A 17387-nucleotide genomic window follows, 5' to 3' on the forward strand; every position below is an offset into this window, starting at 1 on the left:
AAAACGGCCTGCGTTTCGCCATCCGCGAAGGCGGCCGCACCGTCGGCGCCGGCGTCGTGTCGAAAATCGTCGAGTAAGTTGGCTTTGCCGACTGGTGGGCGGCAGTTGCTCTGAAAGAGCAGTGAGAGCCCACTCGGTTGAACTAAAGAAGGCCGCCCCATATCGGGGCGGCCTTTTTCTTATCACAGCGGGTCCTTGGTACTACGCATCAATCAACCGGCGGTAGTTGTACACTCGGATGGGCGGACTTGAACTTGGTTGGATCTTCCATGCCGAATGGATCAGGAGTGCAAGAAGATCGCCCACATGCCCGCAAGAAATCGACTTTAGGCGATCGGCTCAGAGCAGCTCGTAAGCGTTGTGTTGTTGCGTTTCTCAATTCGAGGCTAGCCACGTCCCATTGCGTGCATGACAATCGCAACACTTCTCAACTAACACTGGAAATTGCCAAGCCTTCGATTAGAAAACCGTTGCTCAGTGGCACTTCTCGCCGCACATCATTTTCCCACTCACGCTTATGCTTAAACATATCCAAGATGTTTTCGGATCGTTCTATACCTGCAAGCCAATCTCGAAGAGCGACAATAGGGCCGTCATCGAATTCTCTGATACTCCTTGAAAGCGCATTTCGTTTAGCTGGTAAGAGGAACTCATTTGCACCTCTCAGGTTGGACGTAGTGGTTATTCAATCAATCAACTCACCATCGGATGTCTCTAGGCGCCATTCACTCATCCAATGCCAATCATCAATTCTATGAGATTTTCTAGTCGAGAAACGATAGCGAAGGGAAGCTGTCGGTTCCGAGACCGGAGTTGCCAACATACAAATGCCCCTCGCAGCGAAGTCTCGCGGCACCAGTTCTACAATCGAAACCAGATAGGGGTTATCTGTGAAAAATATTGGATCACCAACCAGCAACCGAGCATTGCGAACGGGGTCCTGCCCAATTTCAAGCTGCACGCCACTCGCAGGATGAGCTAGCATTGGTGCGCGTCCGCAACTGGAATTGGCATCGGGGCAGTTAAGCTGCATTTGCCCACGCCAGTTCTTTAAAGGCCAATCAAGGTGAATGGATGAGATTTCTCGAGGGTCGAAATCCCAGAATTCGCCGCCGCGCAAGGCGGTTCGATCCTCATCCCCCTCACGCACCCAACTGCGGAGTTCGCCATACTTGTAGAAGTTCGCCTCCACAAGCAGAAGGTAGATGGATAGAATTGTGCAACTGATGAAGAAAAACGTCCCTCGTTTTCTTCGAAACAAGCCCACGACAATCACGACCGCGAATACAAAAGCTACAAGATACCAAAGGGCTAAAACGAGCGTAATGAATCTAAGCTTTCCAAAGCTTTAGTAGTCCTAACAAAGTGGAACACTTCACAAGTGTTCTGAGCAGAAAACGTCGCTCATAGAATGACCAACCACGCGGATAAATCAACGTATCATTCAATCGTGGGTTGAAGGCTCCGGGGATCATTGGTGCTTGTTTGTTTTGGCGAGTATGTTTCTATCGCTTCCCCCTTGCCAAACCCCACCAACCCCTGTAAATCGCGCGAGTTCTCTACAAGAAAATCGAGGCGGGGTGATTCCCGCCTTTTGGGTTCGAAGAGGGTTGGCGATGCGCGCTTGTCCTCCTCTCAACCTCAACGCCTGATAAAAGGCTGTTATTATGCAAAGCCAAAACATCCGTATTCGGCTGAAGGCATTTGACTATCGCGTTCTGGATGCCAGCACGCAAGAGATCGTCAACACTGCCAAGCGGACCGGCGCGAACGTGCGCGGCCCGATCCCGCTGCCGAACAAGATCGAGAAGTTCACGGTTCTCCGTGGCCCTCACGTTGACAAGAAATCCCGCGACCAGTTCGAGATCCGCACGCACAAGCGTCTGCTCGACATCGTTGATCCGACCCCCCAGACCGTTGACGCGCTGATGAAGCTCGACCTCGCCGCTGGTGTGGACGTCGAGATCAAGCTGCAGTCGTAAGATCGGAGGGTATAGATTATGCGCTCTGGTATTATCGCAAAAAAAGTAGGCATGACCCGCCTGTTCATGGAAGACGGCAAGCAGATCCCTGTGACCGTTCTTCACCTGGACGGCCTGCAGGTCGTTGCACAGCGTACCGCTGACAAAGACGGCTACACCGCCGTTCAGCTGGGCGCAGGTGCTGCCAAGGCAAAACGCACCTCGAAGGCTATGCGCGGTCACTATGCCGCTGCAAAGGTCGAGCCTAAGCGTAAGCTGGCCGAGTTCCGCGTCTCTGAAGATGGCCTGATCGAAGTGGGCGCCGAGATTTCGGCAGAACACTTCCTGGAAGGTCAGAAGGTTGACGTTTCGGGTACCTCGATCGGTAAAGGCTTTGCCGGTGCAATGAAGCGCCACAACTTCGGTGGTCTTCGCGCCTCGCACGGTGTTTCGATCAGCCACCGTTCGCACGGTTCGACTGGCCAGTGTCAGGATCCGGGCAAGGTTTTCAAAGGCAAAAAGATGGCCGGTCACATGGGTGCTGCCCGTGTAACCACCCAGAACCTGGAAGTCGTCAAAACCGACGCCGACCGTGGTCTGGTCTTCATCAAAGGCGCCGTTCCCGGACCAAAATCGGGCTGGGTTACCGTCAAGGACGCCGTCAAGAAGAAAGCACCGGAAGGCCTGCCTTTCCCGGCAGCCGTAAAAGGTGCTGCAACTGAAGCACCTGCGGAAGAAGCTCCCGCGGAAGGTGGTGAAGCATGAAACTTGATGTAATCAAACTGGACGGCGGCAAAGCCGGCAACATCGAGCTGGACGCCGATCTGTTCGGCCTCGAGCCGCGCGCGGACATCCTGCACCGTGTGGTCCGTTGGCAGCGCAACAACGCGCAGGCTGGCACCCACAAGGTCAAGACCCGTTCGGAAGTGTCCTACTCGACCAAGAAGATCTATCGCCAAAAAGGCACCGGTGGCGCACGCCACGGCGCTCGCTCGGCACCGATCTTCCGGGGTGGTGGCGTTTACAAGGGTCCGGTCGTGCGTTCGCATGGTCACGACCTGCCGAAGAAGTTCCGTAAACTCGGTCTGCGCCACGCGCTGTCTGCCAAAATGGCAGCTGGTGAACTGGTTGTGATCGAAAACGCCGAAGCCGAAGGCAAGACCGCTGCACTGGCCAAACAGGTTGCAAACCTGGGCTGGAAGCGCGCTCTGGTCATCGACGGGGCGACCGTGAACGAAGGTTTCCTGAAGGCGTCGCGCAACATCGAAGGTCTGGATATCCTGCCGTCGATGGGTGCAAACGTTTATGACATCCTCAAGCGTGACACTCTGGTGCTCACCAAAGCGGCTGTCGAAGCACTGGAGGCTCGTCTGAAATGAGCGCGAAGGCAGAACACTACGACGTGATCCGCAAGCCGATCATCACTGAAAAGTCGACCATGGCGTCCGAGAACGGCGCGATTGTCTTTGAAGTGGCGATCGACAGCAACAAACCGCAGATCAAAGAAGCGGTTGAATCGCTGTTTGGTGTCAAGGTGAAGGCGGTCAACACCACCATCACCAAAGGCAAAGTCAAGCGGTTCCGCGGCCAGTTGGGCAAGCGGAAAGACGTCAAAAAAGCATATGTGACCCTGGAAGAGGGTAACACCATCGACGTAAGCACCGGTCTCTGATCGGACTCGTTCTTTGGGAAAAAACATGGGGCCCCTGCTGATGCAGGGGCCTTTTTTGTTGGCGCAGCTCATCTGGCCGCGTTGAACTTGGCCCGGACCTGTGCACAGTGACCTCTAGGCAGTGAGACGGGTGATATGCAGGCTGAACAGCAGGTTCGCGATTTCGGGAAAACCCGGGATGGTCAGATCGTCAGAAGCATCGATATCGGGCAGGGGACGCTTTCTGCGCGTATCCTGACCTATGGCGCAACGCTGCAGGATCTGCGTTTGCAGGGTTTTGAGCATCCTCTGATATTGGGGTGGCCAGAGATCGCAGGCTATGAAGACAGCACTGCTTACCTAGGAGCCATGGTGGGCCGTTGTGCCAATCGGATCGCGCGCGCGTCATACAGTTTGGATGGTGCAAACTGCCAGCTGGATCGCAATTATTTGGGCACTCATACGTTGCACGGCGGAACGCAAGGTATGGATTGTTTGGTCTGGGAAATTTCCAGCGTTACACCGGGCGCGGTCACTTTGCAGCTGACCCTGCCTGATGGCCATATGGGCTTTGGCGGCGACTTGGAAGTGACGGTGACCTTCCGAGTCGAGGCGGAGGCTACATTGAGTATCGAAATGGAAGCGCGGACAACGTCGGCAAGCCTCTGCAATCTGACCCCGCATATCTACTTCAACCTCGACGGCGGCGCAGACATCCGCCAGCACGAACTAATGGTGCGCGCAGAACACTACACCCCTGTTGACGGGGACCTCATTCCCACAGGCGAAGCGCTTAGCGTTGAGGGCACGCCCTTTGATCTGCGGTCACCGCGACCTTTGGGGGGCTGGGCATACGATCACAATTTCTGCCTGTCCGATCAGCGTCTGCCTTGTCGTCCTGTGGCGACGCTGACCGGTCTGTTCTCGGGTCTGACGATGCAGCTCGAGACGACCGAGCCGGGTTTGCAGGTCTATTCCGGTGCGTCTTTGGATGAAGGTCCACGCATTGGCTTGGGTGGTCAACCCTACGGCCCCTATTCTGGCGTCGCTTTGGAACCACAGGTCTGGCCCGATTCAATCAACCAGCAAGGGTTTCCAAGTGCGGTATTGCGCAAGGATCAAACCTATCGCCATGTTTCGCGATACGTGTTTCAGAGCGAGGTTTAAGGTCAGGCGGTTCCATGGCCAGTTGGGTCGCTGGAAAAGGGACAAAAAAGCATTTTTGATCTAGGCAGAGGGTTACACTATCGATGTGAGCACCTATCTCTGATCGGATCCGCCTACGGATAAGCGTGAGGGTCCCCGCGAAAGCGGAGGTTTTCTTGAGCAACAACACCAGAGAAAATGAGCGCGACACATTCGCCTCAGCCAGAATTCGCTTGCTATGCCGGATCGGTAGTCTATGCGGTTTCTACAAACATAAGTGACATGGCAGGCGTATGACAAAACCCTATCTCTCGACCCCGGACAAACCGGATGTGACCGCCGCGCGGGATTGGGTTACGACACTTGCCAAATACCGCGAGCCAAACCAGTGGCGCAGCTCATTTGAGCTGGGTATCAGCATTGTCCCCTTTTTCGTGCTATGGGCGCTGTCCTGGATGTCGCTTTCAGTCAGCTATTGGTTGGCTTTTGCGATTGCCGTTCTCAACGCGGCCTTCCTGCTGCGCTTGTTCGCGATCCAGCATGATTGCGGGCACGGAGCGTTCTTCAAGAACCGGTCGGTCAGCGACTGGGTTGGGCGCGTCATCGGTGTATTGACCCTGACGCCTTATGACGTCTGGCGCCGCACGCATTCCAACCATCACAACAGCTCGGGCAATTTGGACAAACGGGGAATGGGCGATATCCACACTTTGACAGTCGCCGAGTACCGGTCAAAGACGCCCATGAACCGGTTCTGGTATCGCGTTTATCGCAACCCAATTACACTGTTTGTCCTTGGCCCCGGCTATCTGTTTCTGTTCCAGAACCGCGTCCCGCTGGGTTTGACGGGCAGCATCAGGTTCTGGATCAGCGCGATGGGCACCAATCTTGCCATTCTGGCTGCCCTCGTGGCCGTCTATTACTTTGGCGGCCTGATGCCGGTGCTGCTGATCTTTCTGCCCTCGACCCTGATTGCCGCGACTGCGGGCGTGTGGCTGTTTTACGTACAGCACCAGTTCGAGGATACGCATTGGGACGCTGATAAGGACTGGCAACTGCATGAGGCTGCCTTGCACGGCAGCTCGCATTACATCCTGCCATCCGTGCTGCAGTGGTTCAGCGCCAATATCGGCATTCACCACGTGCACCACCTGTACAGCCGCATCCCGTTCTATCGCCTGACCGAAGTGCTGCGCGACCATGATGAGCTGGCCAACAGCAACAAGATGACCATCCGTGAGAGCCTCGCCAACGCGCGGTTGCACCTGTGGGACGAAAATAACCGCCGTTTGTTGTCCTTCGCTGAGGCGCGTGCGCTGTATGGGTGAGGGGTGTTCCGCTGGGTGGAACACAACGGGAAAGCGTCAAGCAAGCACAGGTGACCCTGGAAGAGGGTAACACCATCCACGTGCCCACCGGCCTCCGATCACAACTGCCTTGGAAAAAGATGAAAGCCCCCACGCAAGCGGGGGTCTTTTGCTATTTGAATGTCTGTTCTGAACGTGCTCTGTCAGATTAGCTCTGTGAAGCTGCCGTTGCTTCGAGTGCACAGAGCAGATAGGCATACATGTATGAAACATGTCCCCAAAGAAACAACAGATGAGGCCCTTATTCAGGAGTTCCTGGATAAAGGAGGCAAAGTCAGCGTCGGCAAGACCAAACCCGCGCCTGCAGAGCTGGGTTTGAGCAAGAATGTCTGGAACGCCAAACTGACCAAAGAAGAGAAGGCCGCGCGCGACAAGAAGTGATTGTGCGAGGCCGGTTGGGCAAGCGGAAAGACTTCAAATAGATATGTGCCCCTCGAAGAGGGGAGCACACATCGACGTGTCCAGCGGTCTCAGGTCGATTCGTTTTGGGAGCGACAAAGGCCCCAGCGCTAGCAGGGGCCTTACTTTGTGAGGATTGGTACCAAGCTGTTTTTGGCACGCTGATCGTGTTTAGTAGAGGTCGCCGTCCGAAGCCTGCAGGATGTTGACCACGCCTTCGTCGATCATCTCTTGCAGAACGCTGAGCCGGTCAAAGTCTTCAGGGCTGTTGTAGTTCTGAACATGAACCATGACGATTCCTTTGACGCCGCTGTCATCTTGTAACTTCTTCATGTCGCTGGGGAACATGTGGTAGGCGCCGATGACCTTCACTTTTTCTTCCTCGGAGTCACCGCCCCAAGGTGCGTACTTGATATTCTTGCGGGTAATGCCCTCGATAAATAGCAAGTCAGCATCTTTGGCTGCATTCACCAGGCCTTCCGAGTAGTGCCCGTCACCGCCAAAGACGAGAACACGGCCGTCGGGTTTGGTCGTAAACCTGTAGGCGTGGGTATTCTCTAAAAACCCGTGCGCTGTTGGGAAGGCTTCGACCAGAACATTGTCATCTTCGAAAATCTTACGTCCGTTGACGTCAACATGTGGCCAGACTGGCACCCCAACTGCGGTTGCGCCGTCGAATTTCTGCACTGTCGACCCTTGTGCCATTTCGTTGCGGTCAATACGCCATGCGTCGTTGATGCTGGCCATCATCTCGTCGACACCGGCGGGGCCGTAAACTTTCTTGTCGACGACGGCCAGGTTCGACCCGAATTTGAACGGATTCAAAATGAAAGACGGCAATCCAACGGTATGATCTTCGTGCAGGTGGGTCAGGAACATGTACTTGATGTTCGGGACGTTCATGATCGTTGCCAGATCCATTGCGTCCTGAGATTGAACCGATTTACCCAGTGCGCGCCACCAGCCTTCTCCAGCGTCTATGAAATAGGGATAGTCGTTTACGATTACCGCCAGAGCCGGGCCATAACGGTAGGGGTTGGGATTCGGGTCGCCGCTTCCCATGACCAGAACTTTGGACGGCTTGTCCGTAGGCGAACGATCTAGTGGCCCTCGGTTCTCAAATATTGGCCAGTTTCCGGGCGAACTGAAGGCCGTCTTCATATTCTTCATTTGCGTGAACGGCACATTGAGATGGTTCTGCTCTGTTGTTGCAGCACCGGCCGCAAGATTTTCTTCCCAGGTTTGCGCAGTTGCAGTTGCGGCAATGACGCAAGCTGTCGCGAGCGTTGCTGATAAAAGTTTCTTAGGCATCGTACATCCCCCTTTAGGTCTGAAAACCTCAACCATTCGAATATGTATATTGGGTACCTTTTGGTATGTTACATACTTAATGGTCTGTAAAGTACTTTTTGGTATGTACGCCTTGACGGAACGCAATTTTGGCTTAAAAAAAGGGCATGCGCGACGCTGAAAAATCCCCGCCTCTTCCTCGATATGACCGTGAAAGATGGTTAGAAACAGCCCTTAATGTCCTTGCGACAGAGGGGGGTGCCCGGCTGCGAATCGACTCTCTCGTCAAAAACCTTGGCGTGACGAAGGGCAGTTTTTATCACCACTTCAAAAACCGTGATGAGTTTGTTCGGGCGCTGATCGACTACTGGTCCAAGGAGTTTACGGAGTCGGTCATCAACGATGTCAATTCGTCCGAGGCTTCACCTTCAGAGCGCCTGTTATCGTTAACGCAATATGTCGAGGCTGAAGGACTTGATCAATTTGATATCGCTTTCCGATCCTGGGCGGCTCAGGACCCCGTCGTGGCGGAAGCCCTGAAAGAAGTCGATCGCAGGCGATATGAGTTTGTGAAGGGAGTTTTTGAGGCTATTGGATTTGAGGGGGCCGAGCTGGAAATGCGGGTTAGGCTGTTTCTTGTTTTTGTCAGCGCGCGCCGGTCTGTGTACACGCCCCAAAGCACGTACGATTCAGCAAGCGAAACACTCCTGAGGCATGAATTTCTCACTAAAAAACGCTAATTGGTATACGAACCAACAAGAGGTTCTAAAGGCACTCCTTCGACCAGGGAATAAAGGGGGAGTGAGACACATACATAATGTTTTTGATTTCTATAGACACCCACCCCCAACACTGCTAAACGCACCCAATCTTACGGCCTCGGATTCGTTCCGGGGCCTATGATATTTGAAACCGGGGACCTTCGGGGCCCTATACCTTTGGCACCTACGGGGGCCTATCACATAGCGGGGAAATCCCCGCACTTGCTAAACGGAAGACAGAAAGCATGGCACTCAAGTCGTACAAGCCGACGACGCCGGGCCAGCGCGGGCTGGTGCTGATCGACCGTTCGGAGCTTTGGAAAGGACGTCCGGTCAAGTCTCTCACTGAGGGTTTGACCAAATCGGGCGGCCGGAACAACACCGGACGGATCACTTCACGCCGCCGCGGCGGTGGCGCAAAGCGTCTCTACCGGATCGTTGACTTCAAACGGAATAAATTTGATGTCGCGGCAACCGTCGAACGGATCGAATATGACCCGAACCGGACCGCATTCATCGCACTGGTAAAATACGAAGACGGCGAGCAGGCATATATCCTGGCTCCGCAGCGTCTGGCTGTTGGTGACAAAGTCGTGGCATCCGCCAAGGCTGACATCAAGCCGGGCAACGCAATGCCGTTCTCGGGCATGCCCATCGGTACCATCGTCCACAACATCGAGATGAAGCCTGGTAAAGGCGGTCAGATCGCACGTGCGGCTGGTACTTACGCTCAGTTCGTTGGTCGCGATGGCGGCTACGCTCAGATCCGTCTGAGCTCGGGCGAGCTGCGCATGGTCCGTCAGGAATGCATGGCCACCGTCGGTGCCGTGTCCAACCCCGACAACAGCAACCAAAACCTCGGTAAAGCCGGTCGTATGCGCCACAAAGGCGTGCGTCCGTCGGTTCGTGGTGTTGCAATGAACCCGATCGATCACCCGCACGGTGGTGGTGAAGGTCGTACCTCGGGTGGCCGTACACCGGTTACTCCATGGGGTAAGGACACCAAGGGTAAGCGTACCCGCAACAAGAACAAAGCGTCCCAGAAGCTGATCATCCGCTCGCGGCACGCCAAGAAGAAGGGACGTTAATCTATGTCTCGCTCTGTTTGGAAGGGTCCTTTCGTCGATGCTTATGTGCTCAAAAAAGCCGAAGCAGCGCGCGAGTCGGGCCGCAACGAAGTCATCAAGATTTGGTCGCGTCGTTCCACCATTCTGCCCCAGTTCGTGGGTCTGACCTTTGGTGTGTACAACGGCCATAAGCATATCCCCGTCAACGTCTCGGAAGACATGATCGGTCAGAAGTTCGGTGAGTATTCGCCAACTCGTACCTATTACGGTCACGCCGCTGACAAAAAAGCGAAGCGGAAGTAAGTCATGGGCAAGGAAAAGAACCCCCGCCGCGTGGCTGAAAACGAAGCAATGGCGAAAACACGCATGCTTCGCACTAGCCCGCAGAAACTGAACCTGGTTGCGCAAATGATCCGCGGCAAGAAAGTTGAGAAGGCTCTGACCGACCTGACTTTCTCGAACAAGCGTGTCGCGCAGGACGTCAAGAAGTGCCTGCAGTCCGCAATCGCCAACGCCGAGAACAACCACAACCTGGACGTTGACGAGCTGATCGTCGCCGAAGCATGGGTTGGCAAGAACCTGGTCATGAAGCGCGGTCGCCCGCGTGCCCGTGGTCGGTTCGGCAAGATTATGAAGCCGTTCTCGGAGATCACCATCAAGGTGCGTCAAGTTGAGGAGCAAGCCTAATGGGTCATAAAGTAAATCCGATCGGCATGCGCCTGCAGGTGAACCGCACCTGGGACAGCCGCTGGTACGCCGACACCAAGGACTACGGTGATCTTCTGCTGGAAGACCTCAAGATCCGTGAGTTCATCAACAAAGAGTGCAAGCAGGCCGGTATTGCCCGTGTGATCATCGAACGTCCGCACAAGAAGTGCCGCGTTACGATCCACACCGCGCGTCCCGGTGTCATCATCGGCAAGAAAGGTGCAGACATTGAAGTTCTGCGCAAAAAGCTTGCTCACATGACTGACAGCGAACTGCACCTGAACATCGTCGAAGTGCGCAAGCCTGAGCTTGACGCGCAGCTGGTTGCCGAGTCTATCGCTCAGCAGCTGGAACGTCGTGTTTCGTTCCGTCGCGCAATGAAGCGCTCGGTTCAGAACGCCATGCGCATGGGCTCTCTGGGTATCCGGGTGAACGTCGCTGGCCGTCTGGGCGGCGCCGAAATCGCACGGACCGAGTGGTACCGCGAAGGCCGTGTGCCTCTGCACACGCTGCGCGCCGACATCGATTACGCACAAGCCGAAGCGATGACTCCTTACGGGATCATCGGGATCAAGGTCTGGATCTTCAAAGGTGAGATCATGGAGCACGATCCGCAGGCACGTGACCGTAAAGCACAGGAACTCCAGGACGGCCCTGCACCTCGTGGTGCTGGTGGCGGTCGTCGCTAAGGAGGGAAAGATATGCTTCAACCAAAGCGTACTAAATTCCGCAAGATGCACAAAGGCCGGATCAAGGGTGAAGCCAAAGGCGGCTCTGATCTGAACTTTGGCACCTATGGTCTGAAAGCTCTTGAGCCTGAGCGTGTAACTGCACGCCAGATCGAAGCTGCACGTCGTGCCATGACGCGTCACATGAAGCGTCAGGGCCGTGTCTGGATCCGCATCTTCCCCGACACCCCGGTCACTGCAAAGCCGATCGAAGTTCGTATGGGTAAAGGTAAAGGTTCGGTCGACCGCTGGGCATGCAAAGTCAAGCCTGGCCGCGTGATGTTCGAGATCGACGGCGTCAATGACGACATCGCACGTGAGGCCCTGCGCCTGGCCGCGATGAAACTGCCGATCAAGACCCGCGTAGTGATCCGCGAAGACTGGTAAGCGATTGGGCGAAAGCCCTTCGTAACAAGTTAACCCCCGTCGGGACACCGGCGGGGGTTTTCTTTTTCGTCAGCCTATTGTGATCCATCCCATCGTTTCGTGAAAGAAGTCGACGATTGTCCATGGCCCCCATAGGCTGACAATTGTGAATGGGAGGGTCATATGTTTCAGCTGCGCAAGAAGGTATTCATCAAAGAGATTATAACCACCGACCAATTGGGGCAACTATGTGCTCCGGTCTGCCGTGTTGCAGCTTTGGCGGTCATACAGAACCCACTCGCCGGTGAATTTTCGGAAGACTTGTCCGAGCTGTTTGAAATAGGAGGTGCGCTCGGCGCTGACCTCGCGGCCGAGGCTGTTTCTCAACTCGACGGGTCTCCGATTTCGTATGGTAAAGCAGCGATTGTTGGCGCGAATGGCGATCTCGAACAAGGCGGCGCACTGATCCACCCGAAACTTGGCGCTCCTATGCGTGCTACAGCGGGTGGGGGCGAAGCTGTCATTCCGTCTAATGCCAAGCTCGGGGCACCGGGATGCTCAATCGATCTGCCGCTTGGGCACAAGGACAACCCGTGGTCCTTTGACCATTTCGATACCATGACTTTGAATATTCCGGATGCGCCGAAACCGGACGAGATCGTCATGTGTCTGGCCTACGCAGATGGCGGACGCCCGATCCCGCGCTGCGGTTCGGGACCGGTCAAAAACTGAAGGCTGGCTGGGGCTGGTCTTGGGTCAGGGCTTGGGCTATGCCCGGCCCATGGCACAGATTGAATCACTCTTCGTTACTCGTCTTTATCGCGCAGCACTTTCCGAATTCGATCCCAAGATCGATCCCGAGGAAATGGAAAACTCTTGTCTTGTCATCGCCGAGGATGATGAGGCCGGGCAGGAATGGTGCGAAGAAAACGGCTATCCCGGCTACACCAGCTATGCCTCGCTGACCGATCTGCCCTGGCGGTTCCCGATCTTTGCCGATTTGGTCAAGGCGTTGGATCTGCACGTTGCAGCCTTTGCCAAGGATCTGGAGTTCGATCTTGGCGAGGGCGAATTGAAGCTCGAAGACCTGTGGATCAACATTCTCCCTGAAGGCGGAATGCACTCCAGCCACCTGCACCCGCACAGCGTGATTTCCGGCACGACCTATGTGGCGATGCCCGAAGGGGCGAGCGCGCTGAAACTGGAAGACCCCCGCTCAGCCCGCATGATGGCGGCACCGACGCGGCTAAAGGGCGGGCGGCGGGATTTGCAGCCGTTCATCTATATGAAGCCGCAGGTGGGAGATGTCTTGCTGTGGGAAAGCTGGCTGCGACATGAGGTGCCAATGAATATGGCTGAGGATGAGCGCATCAGTGTCAGCTTTAACTACAAGTGGGAGTGAGCCGCGGGTCACGACACAGCAATTGTACTAATGTAGCGATTGCGGGACGAATGGGCGGCGCCCCCGCCAATCACTTTTCACTTCGAGTTGTCGAAAAACCTTGCAATATGTGTCGTCATGAACCATGTGAGGCACGCTTACGTTTTTCTTTTTCGACCACTGTCTCCCGAATCTTCGGCGTTCAGTCTCTCGATCCAGACCTACAACGCCGCGCTGTCGCAATTCCGCGGACAGCAATTTAATAGGAGACTACGGATATGGCCAATGGCACCGTAAAATGGTTCAACACAACTAAAGGTTTTGGCTTCATCGCACCGGAGACCGGTGGCAAAGACGTGTTTGTACACATCTCTGCTGTTGAGCGCTCGGGTCTGACCGGCCTGGCCGACGACCAGAAAGTAACATTCGACATCGAGCCCGGCCGTGACGGTCGCGAGTCGGCTGTGAACATCGCTCTGGCGTAAGTCACTTAGACTTAGACAGTTGAAGACGCGGTCTCGTGCAAACGAGGCCGCGTTTTGCGTTTGTGGAAGGTAGTGTCGAAATTGCATTGACTGCACTGCGACGCACTGATGAAGATCGCCGCGAAGGAAGTGATCGGAGTTAGCTTTGACAACAAGTGGTATAAACCCGTGTCTCAAGCAGGCCATGGAAACTGCTACTCCAGTATTTTGGGGGGGCGTGTTGGTGCTGTTTCTGCTGATACTTTATCGAACGGGTTGGAACGTGAGAGAGAGTATTCTGGCGATCATAGGATTGCGCGGAATGCGAAACATCACCCCGGTTGAATTGGTTGTTTCGGCGGTGACGATCAGCGCAACGTTTTATGTCCTGCTTCAAGCTTTGGAAGCCTGCAAGCAAATATAGTTTGTACATGGCTAGTTTGCTTGAATTCTCATGCGCCAAACTTTCCCTTGCCACCCACTGCTGAACCCCCTATAGAGCGGCATCTTGCGTTCCCCCGGCCGAGTCGGGGGATTCGTATGTCTATCATTCATCCACCAGGTCAAAGGTGACCCTGTAAGGGGCCTTCTGGTGTTTTGAGCAAAGGAAAAAGGCGATGAACGCCCAAGAACTGCGTGACAAGACCCCGGACCAGCTCCGCGAGGAACTGGCCAACCTGAAGAAAGAAAGCTTTAACCTGCGCTTTCAACAGGCAACCGGTCAGCTGGAAAGCACCGCCGGCATCAAAGCGGCCCGCCGCAACGCTGCCCGCGTCAAAACCATTCTGAACGAAAAGGCCGCTGCTGCGGCATCGGAGGAGTAATCCTATGCCCAAGCGTATCCTGTCCGGCACCGTAACCAGCGATGCCAACGCACAAACCGTAACCGTGTCCGTCGAGCGCCGCTTTACGCATCCGGTTCTGAAGAAAACCATCCGTAAGTCCAAGAAATACCGGGCTCACGATGAAAAGAACGCCTTCAAGGTCGGTGACTCTGTTCGCATCATCGAATGCGCGCCGAAATCGAAGACGAAACGTTGGGAAGTTCTGGAAGCGTAAGCTTTCAGGATTTTTCCATTTGTCGAAACCCTGGGGGATCTAACCAGACCAGCCCCCACAGGTCGGGAGAAACCACATGATCCAGATGCAGACCAATCTGGATGTCGCTGACAACTCCGGCGCACGCCGAGTTCAGTGCATCAAGGTCCTGGGTGGTTCCAAGCGTAAATACGCCTCCGTCGGCGACATCATTGTCGTCTCGGTGAAGGAAGCCATCCCGCGCGGCCGCGTAAAGAAAGGTGACGTCCGTAAGGCCGTCGTCGTACGCACCGCCAAAGAAGTCCGTCGCGAAGACGGCACCGCGATCCGTTTTGATCGCAACGCCGCCGTCATCCTGAACAACAACAACGAGCCCGTAGGTACACGTATCTTTGGCCCGGTTGTTCGTGAACTGCGTGGCAAGAACTTCATGAAAATCATCTCGCTCGCTCCGGAGGTGCTGTAATCATGGCTGCTAAACTCCGCAAAGGCGACAAGGTCGTCGTGCTGGCCGGCAAGGACAAGGGCAAAGAGGGAACTATCACCTCGGTTAACCCATCTGCCGGAAAAGCTGTTGTTGACGGTATCAACATCGCCATCCGCGCCACTCGCCAGACTCAGAACTCTCAGGGTGGTCGTCTGCCTCAGGCAAACCCGATCGAGTTGTCGAACCTGGCTCTGCTGGACAAGAACGGCAAAGCAACTCGCGTTGGCTTCCGCATGGAAGGTGACAAGAAAGTGCGCTTCGCCAAGACCACGGGGGACGTGATCGATGCTTGATAACGCAACCTACACCCCGCGTCTGAAAGCTCAGTACGCTGAAACCATCCGTGCCGCTCTGAAAGAAGAGTTCGGCTACAAGAACGACATGCAGCTGCCCAAACTGGACAAAATCGTTCTGAACATCGGTTGTGGTGCCGAAGCGGTTAAAGACTCGAAGAAAGCGAAAGCTGCTGTCGAGGATCTGACTGCGATTGCTGGTCAACAGGCTGTTTCCACCAAGGCGAAGAAGTCGATCGCTGGCTTCCGCGTCCGTGAAGACATGCCGCTGGGTGCGAAAGTGACCCTGCGCGGTGACCGGATGTATGAATTCCTGGATCGCCTGATCACCATCGCGATGCCACGTATTCGTGACTTCCGCGGCGTGAAGCCGTCTTTCGATGGTCAGGGCAATTTTGCCATGGGCATGAAAGAGCACATCGTGTTCCCGGAAATCGACTTCGACAAAGTTGACGAAGTCTGGGGCATGGACATCGTAATTGCCACCACAGCGAAAACCGACGCTGAAGCAAAGGCACTGTTGAAAGCTTTCAACATGCCGTTCAACGCGTAAGCGCCGGGAGGATTGAGACATGGCTAAAAAAGCAATGATCGAACGCGAGAAGAAGCGCGAACGCCTGGTGGCCAAATATGCCGCAAAGCGTGCCGAGCTTAAAGAAATCGCGAATGACGAGAGCAAGCCGATGGAAGAGCGCTTCAAAGCGCGTCTGAAACTGGCGAAACTGCCGCGCAACAGCTCGGCTACTCGTCTGCACAACCGCTGTCAGCTGACCGGTCGTCCCCACGCTTACTACCGTAAGCTGAAGGTCAGCCGTATCGCGCTGCGCGAGCTGGGTTCTGCTGGTCAGATCCCCGGCATGGTGAAATCGAGCTGGTAAGGGAGAGAATGATATGAACGATCCTATCGGCGATATGCTCACCCGTATCCGCAACGCGCAAATGCGTGGCAAGTCCACCGTTTCCACCCCGGCTTCTAAGCTGCGCGGTTGGGTTCTGGACGTGCTGGCGGACGAAGGTTACATCCGTGGCTACGAAGCGACGACCGGTGAAAACGGTCATCCGGCCATCGAAATCAGCCTGAAATACTACGAAGGCACCCCTGTCATTCGCGAACTGAAGCGGGTCTCTAAGCCCGGTCGTCGCGTGTACATGGGCGTCAATGACATCCCGCAGGTCCGTCAGGGTCTGGGTGTGTCGATTGTCAGCACTCCGAAAGGTGTGATGTCGGACCAGAACGCACGCTCCAACAATGTTGGTGGCGAAGTGCTCTGCACCGTCTTCTAAGGAGGTCTGTCAATGTCTCGTATTGGTAAACGTCCGGTCGAATTGCCCAGCGGCGTAACTGCCTCGGTTTCCGGCCAGACAATCGAAGTCAAAGGCCCAAAAGGCGCCCGCAGCTTCACTGCGACCGACGACGTTACGCTGTCGGTCGAAGATAACGTGGTTCAGATCAACCCTCGCGGTATGTCCAAGCGCGCGCGCCAGCAGTGGGGCATGAGCCGCACAATGGTCGCAAACCTGGTGACCGGTGTGACCGAAGGCTTCAAGAAAGAGCTGGAGATCCAGGGTGTTGGTTACCGGGCTCAGATGCAGGGCAACACCCTGAAGCTGAACCTGGGCTACAGCCATGACGTTGATTTCGTCGCTCCGGAAGGTGTCACCATCACCGCGCCGAAGCAGACCGTGATCATTGTGGAAGGTAACGACCAGCAGCAGGTGGGCGAAGTCGCGGCGAAAATCCGTGAATGGCGCCGTCCCGAGCCCTATAAGGGCAAAGGCATCCGCTATAAGGGCGAGTTCATCTTCCGCAAAGAAGGCAAGAAGAAGTAAGGACGCAAACAATGGCAAACAGCAAAAGAACCCTGTTTCTGAAGCGCCGCCTGCGCGTTCGGAACAAACTTCGCAAGGTCAACGCGGGTCGTCCGCGTTTGTCCGTACACCGTTCGAACAAGAACATCTCTGTTCAGCTGATCGACGACGTACGTGGCGTGACCCTGGCCTCGGCCTCGACCCTGGAAAAAGATTTGGGTGTTGTTGGCAAGAACAACGTCGAAGCGGCCACCAAAGTGGGCGCGGCCATCGCCGAGCGTGCCAAGAAGGCAGGCGTCGAAGAGGCCTATTTCGATCGTGGCGGCTTCCTGTTCCACGGCAAAGTGAAGGCTGTCGCCGACGCTGCGCGTGAAGGTGGTCTGAAGATCTAAGACTTGCGGGCGGGTTTCGATCCGCCCCGATGATCCGGGGGCCTTGGCAATGCCGGGGCCCACTTGGATTGAACAAACG

Annotated in this window: 29 protein-coding genes; 27 read left to right on the forward strand and 2 right to left on the reverse strand. The window is 55.4% G+C overall.

Translation table 11 applies throughout. The annotated features are described in order from the left end of the window. Positions 1-77: hypothetical protein (locus tag QMP16_RS20230; protein ID WP_211198660.1), on the forward strand; the 77-nt coding region annotated here is incomplete at its 5' end. 608 nt (positions 78-685) lie between these two features. On the opposite strand, the gene QMP16_RS20235 is transcribed toward QMP16_RS20230, so the two are convergent. Beyond that, complete coding sequence (locus QMP16_RS20235; RefSeq protein WP_282153866.1) at positions 686-1276, reverse strand: hypothetical protein; 591 nt, start codon at positions 1274-1276, stop codon at positions 686-688. A 391-nt stretch (positions 1277-1667) separates the two neighbouring features. On the opposite strand from QMP16_RS20235, the gene rpsJ reads away from it, so the two are divergent. From rpsJ to QMP16_RS20270, 7 genes are all read left to right on the forward strand, one after another. Further along, on the forward strand, positions 1668-1982 hold the full coding sequence (gene rpsJ / locus QMP16_RS20240; RefSeq protein ID WP_008756422.1) for a 30S ribosomal protein S10: 315 nt from the start codon (positions 1668-1670) through the stop codon (positions 1980-1982). A gap of 18 nt (positions 1983-2000) precedes the next feature. After that, the gene (gene rplC, locus QMP16_RS20245; RefSeq protein ID WP_058272361.1) at positions 2001-2726 is read left to right on the forward strand and encodes a 50S ribosomal protein L3; all 726 of its coding nucleotides are present in this window, start codon (positions 2001-2003) and stop codon (positions 2724-2726) included. Next, positions 2723-3340: a 50S ribosomal protein L4 gene (gene rplD, locus QMP16_RS20250; protein ID WP_050605826.1), complete on the forward strand. Its 618-nt coding sequence runs from the start codon at positions 2723-2725 to the stop codon at positions 3338-3340. Before rplC ends, rplD begins: the two co-directional genes overlap by 4 nt. Then, positions 3337-3633, forward strand: coding sequence for a 50S ribosomal protein L23 (locus tag QMP16_RS20255; RefSeq protein WP_058272362.1), 297 nt, complete (start codon positions 3337-3339; stop codon positions 3631-3633). Before rplD ends, QMP16_RS20255 begins: the two co-directional genes overlap by 4 nt. 135 nt (positions 3634-3768) lie before the next feature. Continuing rightward, positions 3769-4779 carry an aldose epimerase family protein gene (locus tag QMP16_RS20260; RefSeq protein ID WP_282153867.1) on the forward strand — a complete coding sequence of 337 codons (1011 nt, stop codon included), beginning with the start codon at positions 3769-3771 and terminating at the stop codon, positions 4777-4779. Between the two features lie 272 nt (positions 4780-5051). Further along, positions 5052-6086 (forward strand): fatty acid desaturase, encoded by a 1035-nt coding sequence (locus tag QMP16_RS20265; protein ID WP_282153868.1) that lies wholly within the window; start codon positions 5052-5054, stop codon positions 6084-6086. Positions 6087-6329: 243 nt separating this feature from the next. Continuing rightward, entirely contained in the window at positions 6330-6506 is a 177-nt protein-coding gene (locus QMP16_RS20270) for a hypothetical protein (RefSeq protein WP_050605905.1), read from the forward strand. Between the two features lie 189 nt (positions 6507-6695). Here QMP16_RS20270 and QMP16_RS20275 read toward each other — a convergent pair whose 3' ends face one another. Continuing rightward, a complete protein-coding gene (locus tag QMP16_RS20275; RefSeq protein ID WP_282153869.1) occupies positions 6696-7835 on the reverse strand; it encodes an MBL fold metallo-hydrolase in 1140 nt (379 codons plus the stop codon). A 146-nt stretch (positions 7836-7981) separates the two neighbouring features. Between QMP16_RS20275 and QMP16_RS20280 the strand changes: the two genes are divergently transcribed. From QMP16_RS20280 to rplR, 19 genes are all read left to right on the forward strand, one after another. Next, entirely contained in the window at positions 7982-8554 is a 573-nt protein-coding gene (locus QMP16_RS20280; protein WP_282153870.1) for a TetR/AcrR family transcriptional regulator, read from the forward strand. 266 nt (positions 8555-8820) lie between these two features. Then, positions 8821-9663, forward strand: a complete 843-nt coding sequence (gene rplB, locus QMP16_RS20285) for a 50S ribosomal protein L2 (protein ID WP_008757664.1) — start codon at positions 8821-8823, stop codon at positions 9661-9663. A 3-nt stretch (positions 9664-9666) separates the two neighbouring features. After that, positions 9667-9945, forward strand: coding sequence for a 30S ribosomal protein S19 (rpsS, locus tag QMP16_RS20290; RefSeq protein WP_010437056.1), 279 nt, complete (start codon positions 9667-9669; stop codon positions 9943-9945). Between the two features lie 3 nt (positions 9946-9948). Further along, positions 9949-10329, forward strand: a complete 381-nt coding sequence (gene rplV / locus QMP16_RS20295) for a 50S ribosomal protein L22 (RefSeq protein ID WP_039538267.1) — start codon at positions 9949-9951, stop codon at positions 10327-10329. Beyond that, positions 10329-11039 carry a 30S ribosomal protein S3 gene (gene rpsC, locus QMP16_RS20300; protein ID WP_058272367.1) on the forward strand — a complete coding sequence of 237 codons (711 nt, stop codon included), beginning with the start codon at positions 10329-10331 and terminating at the stop codon, positions 11037-11039. The genes rplV and rpsC overlap by 1 nt, the downstream gene beginning before the upstream one ends. Before the next feature lie 12 nt (positions 11040-11051). Continuing rightward, positions 11052-11465 (forward strand): 50S ribosomal protein L16, encoded by a 414-nt coding sequence (rplP, locus tag QMP16_RS20305; protein ID WP_058272368.1) that lies wholly within the window; start codon positions 11052-11054, stop codon positions 11463-11465. Between the two features lie 162 nt (positions 11466-11627). After that, on the forward strand, positions 11628-12176 hold the full coding sequence (locus QMP16_RS20310) for an amino acid synthesis family protein (protein WP_058272369.1): 549 nt from the start codon (positions 11628-11630) through the stop codon (positions 12174-12176). A 49-nt stretch (positions 12177-12225) separates the two neighbouring features. Beyond that, positions 12226-12846, forward strand: a complete 621-nt coding sequence (locus QMP16_RS20315; RefSeq protein ID WP_282153921.1) for a 2OG-Fe(II) oxygenase family protein — start codon at positions 12226-12228, stop codon at positions 12844-12846. Positions 12847-13103: 257 nt separating this feature from the next. Continuing rightward, on the forward strand, positions 13104-13310 hold the full coding sequence (locus QMP16_RS20320) for a cold-shock protein (protein ID WP_010437077.1): 207 nt from the start codon (positions 13104-13106) through the stop codon (positions 13308-13310). Positions 13311-13494: 184 nt separating this feature from the next. Beyond that, the gene (locus tag QMP16_RS20325; RefSeq protein ID WP_282153871.1) at positions 13495-13713 is read left to right on the forward strand and encodes a hypothetical protein; all 219 of its coding nucleotides are present in this window, start codon (positions 13495-13497) and stop codon (positions 13711-13713) included. 193 nt (positions 13714-13906) lie between these two features. Continuing rightward, complete coding sequence (rpmC, locus tag QMP16_RS20330; RefSeq protein ID WP_037311745.1) at positions 13907-14113, forward strand: 50S ribosomal protein L29; 207 nt, start codon at positions 13907-13909, stop codon at positions 14111-14113. 4 nt (positions 14114-14117) lie between these two features. Then, positions 14118-14348 (forward strand): 30S ribosomal protein S17, encoded by a 231-nt coding sequence (gene rpsQ, locus QMP16_RS20335; RefSeq protein WP_058272371.1) that lies wholly within the window; start codon positions 14118-14120, stop codon positions 14346-14348. 76 nt (positions 14349-14424) lie between these two features. Beyond that, positions 14425-14793 carry a 50S ribosomal protein L14 gene (gene rplN, locus QMP16_RS20340; protein WP_008757934.1) on the forward strand — a complete coding sequence of 123 codons (369 nt, stop codon included), beginning with the start codon at positions 14425-14427 and terminating at the stop codon, positions 14791-14793. A gap of 2 nt (positions 14794-14795) precedes the next feature. After that, complete coding sequence (gene rplX, locus QMP16_RS20345; RefSeq protein WP_058272372.1) at positions 14796-15107, forward strand: 50S ribosomal protein L24; 312 nt, start codon at positions 14796-14798, stop codon at positions 15105-15107. Next, a complete protein-coding gene (gene rplE / locus QMP16_RS20350) occupies positions 15100-15660 on the forward strand; it encodes a 50S ribosomal protein L5 (protein ID WP_058272373.1) in 561 nt (186 codons plus the stop codon). Before rplX ends, rplE begins: the two co-directional genes overlap by 8 nt. 19 nt (positions 15661-15679) lie before the next feature. Beyond that, a complete protein-coding gene (gene rpsN, locus QMP16_RS20355; protein WP_010437098.1) occupies positions 15680-15985 on the forward strand; it encodes a 30S ribosomal protein S14 in 306 nt (101 codons plus the stop codon). A gap of 13 nt (positions 15986-15998) precedes the next feature. Further along, positions 15999-16391, forward strand: a complete 393-nt coding sequence (gene rpsH, locus QMP16_RS20360) for a 30S ribosomal protein S8 (protein ID WP_008757119.1) — start codon at positions 15999-16001, stop codon at positions 16389-16391. Positions 16392-16403: 12 nt separating this feature from the next. Next, positions 16404-16937, forward strand: coding sequence for a 50S ribosomal protein L6 (gene rplF / locus QMP16_RS20365; protein ID WP_058272374.1), 534 nt, complete (start codon positions 16404-16406; stop codon positions 16935-16937). An 11-nt stretch (positions 16938-16948) separates the two neighbouring features. Next, a complete protein-coding gene (gene rplR, locus QMP16_RS20370; RefSeq protein ID WP_010437103.1) occupies positions 16949-17308 on the forward strand; it encodes a 50S ribosomal protein L18 in 360 nt (119 codons plus the stop codon). The last annotated feature ends 79 nt before the right edge of the window (positions 17309-17387 follow it).

This window comes from Ruegeria atlantica, assembly GCF_947495585.1.
Taxonomy (GTDB): domain Bacteria; phylum Pseudomonadota; class Alphaproteobacteria; order Rhodobacterales; family Rhodobacteraceae; genus Ruegeria; species Ruegeria atlantica_G.

What these genes read in the sequence shown, in the direction of transcription:
- QMP16_RS20260 (WP_282153867.1), top strand. Translation starts at nt 3,769, where the DNA reads ATGCAGGCTGAACAGCAGGTTCGCGATTTCGGGAAAACCCGGGATGGT.
- QMP16_RS20270 (WP_050605905.1), top strand. Translation starts at nt 6,330, where the DNA reads ATGAAACATGTCCCCAAAGAAACAACAGATGAGGCCCTTATTCAGGAG.
- rpsQ (WP_058272371.1), top strand. Translation starts at nt 14,118, where the DNA reads ATGCCCAAGCGTATCCTGTCCGGCACCGTAACCAGCGATGCCAACGCA.
- QMP16_RS20280 (WP_282153870.1), top strand. Translation starts at nt 7,982, where the DNA reads ATGCGCGACGCTGAAAAATCCCCGCCTCTTCCTCGATATGACCGTGAA.
- rplC (WP_058272361.1), top strand. Translation starts at nt 2,001, where the DNA reads ATGCGCTCTGGTATTATCGCAAAAAAAGTAGGCATGACCCGCCTGTTC.
- QMP16_RS20310 (WP_058272369.1), top strand. Translation starts at nt 11,628, where the DNA reads ATGTTTCAGCTGCGCAAGAAGGTATTCATCAAAGAGATTATAACCACC.
- rpmC (WP_037311745.1), top strand. Translation starts at nt 13,907, where the DNA reads ATGAACGCCCAAGAACTGCGTGACAAGACCCCGGACCAGCTCCGCGAG.
- rplP (WP_058272368.1), top strand. Translation starts at nt 11,052, where the DNA reads ATGCTTCAACCAAAGCGTACTAAATTCCGCAAGATGCACAAAGGCCGG.
- rplE (WP_058272373.1), top strand. Translation starts at nt 15,100, where the DNA reads ATGCTTGATAACGCAACCTACACCCCGCGTCTGAAAGCTCAGTACGCT.
- rpsN (WP_010437098.1), top strand. Translation starts at nt 15,680, where the DNA reads ATGGCTAAAAAAGCAATGATCGAACGCGAGAAGAAGCGCGAACGCCTG.
- rpsH (WP_008757119.1), top strand. Translation starts at nt 15,999, where the DNA reads ATGAACGATCCTATCGGCGATATGCTCACCCGTATCCGCAACGCGCAA.
- rpsC (WP_058272367.1), top strand. Translation starts at nt 10,329, where the DNA reads ATGGGTCATAAAGTAAATCCGATCGGCATGCGCCTGCAGGTGAACCGC.
- QMP16_RS20325 (WP_282153871.1), top strand. Translation starts at nt 13,495, where the DNA reads ATGGAAACTGCTACTCCAGTATTTTGGGGGGGCGTGTTGGTGCTGTTT.
- QMP16_RS20255 (WP_058272362.1), top strand. Translation starts at nt 3,337, where the DNA reads ATGAGCGCGAAGGCAGAACACTACGACGTGATCCGCAAGCCGATCATC.
- QMP16_RS20315 (WP_282153921.1), top strand. Translation starts at nt 12,226, where the DNA reads ATGGCACAGATTGAATCACTCTTCGTTACTCGTCTTTATCGCGCAGCA.
- rplD (WP_050605826.1), top strand. Translation starts at nt 2,723, where the DNA reads ATGAAACTTGATGTAATCAAACTGGACGGCGGCAAAGCCGGCAACATC.
- QMP16_RS20265 (WP_282153868.1), top strand. Translation starts at nt 5,052, where the DNA reads ATGACAAAACCCTATCTCTCGACCCCGGACAAACCGGATGTGACCGCC.
- rpsS (WP_010437056.1), top strand. Translation starts at nt 9,667, where the DNA reads ATGTCTCGCTCTGTTTGGAAGGGTCCTTTCGTCGATGCTTATGTGCTC.
- QMP16_RS20275 (WP_282153869.1), bottom strand. Translation starts at nt 7,835, where the DNA reads ATGCCTAAGAAACTTTTATCAGCAACGCTCGCGACAGCTTGCGTCATT.
- rplF (WP_058272374.1), top strand. Translation starts at nt 16,404, where the DNA reads ATGTCTCGTATTGGTAAACGTCCGGTCGAATTGCCCAGCGGCGTAACT.
- rpsJ (WP_008756422.1), top strand. Translation starts at nt 1,668, where the DNA reads ATGCAAAGCCAAAACATCCGTATTCGGCTGAAGGCATTTGACTATCGC.
- rplX (WP_058272372.1), top strand. Translation starts at nt 14,796, where the DNA reads ATGGCTGCTAAACTCCGCAAAGGCGACAAGGTCGTCGTGCTGGCCGGC.
- rplN (WP_008757934.1), top strand. Translation starts at nt 14,425, where the DNA reads ATGATCCAGATGCAGACCAATCTGGATGTCGCTGACAACTCCGGCGCA.
- QMP16_RS20320 (WP_010437077.1), top strand. Translation starts at nt 13,104, where the DNA reads ATGGCCAATGGCACCGTAAAATGGTTCAACACAACTAAAGGTTTTGGC.
- rplV (WP_039538267.1), top strand. Translation starts at nt 9,949, where the DNA reads ATGGGCAAGGAAAAGAACCCCCGCCGCGTGGCTGAAAACGAAGCAATG.
- rplR (WP_010437103.1), top strand. Translation starts at nt 16,949, where the DNA reads ATGGCAAACAGCAAAAGAACCCTGTTTCTGAAGCGCCGCCTGCGCGTT.
- rplB (WP_008757664.1), top strand. Translation starts at nt 8,821, where the DNA reads ATGGCACTCAAGTCGTACAAGCCGACGACGCCGGGCCAGCGCGGGCTG.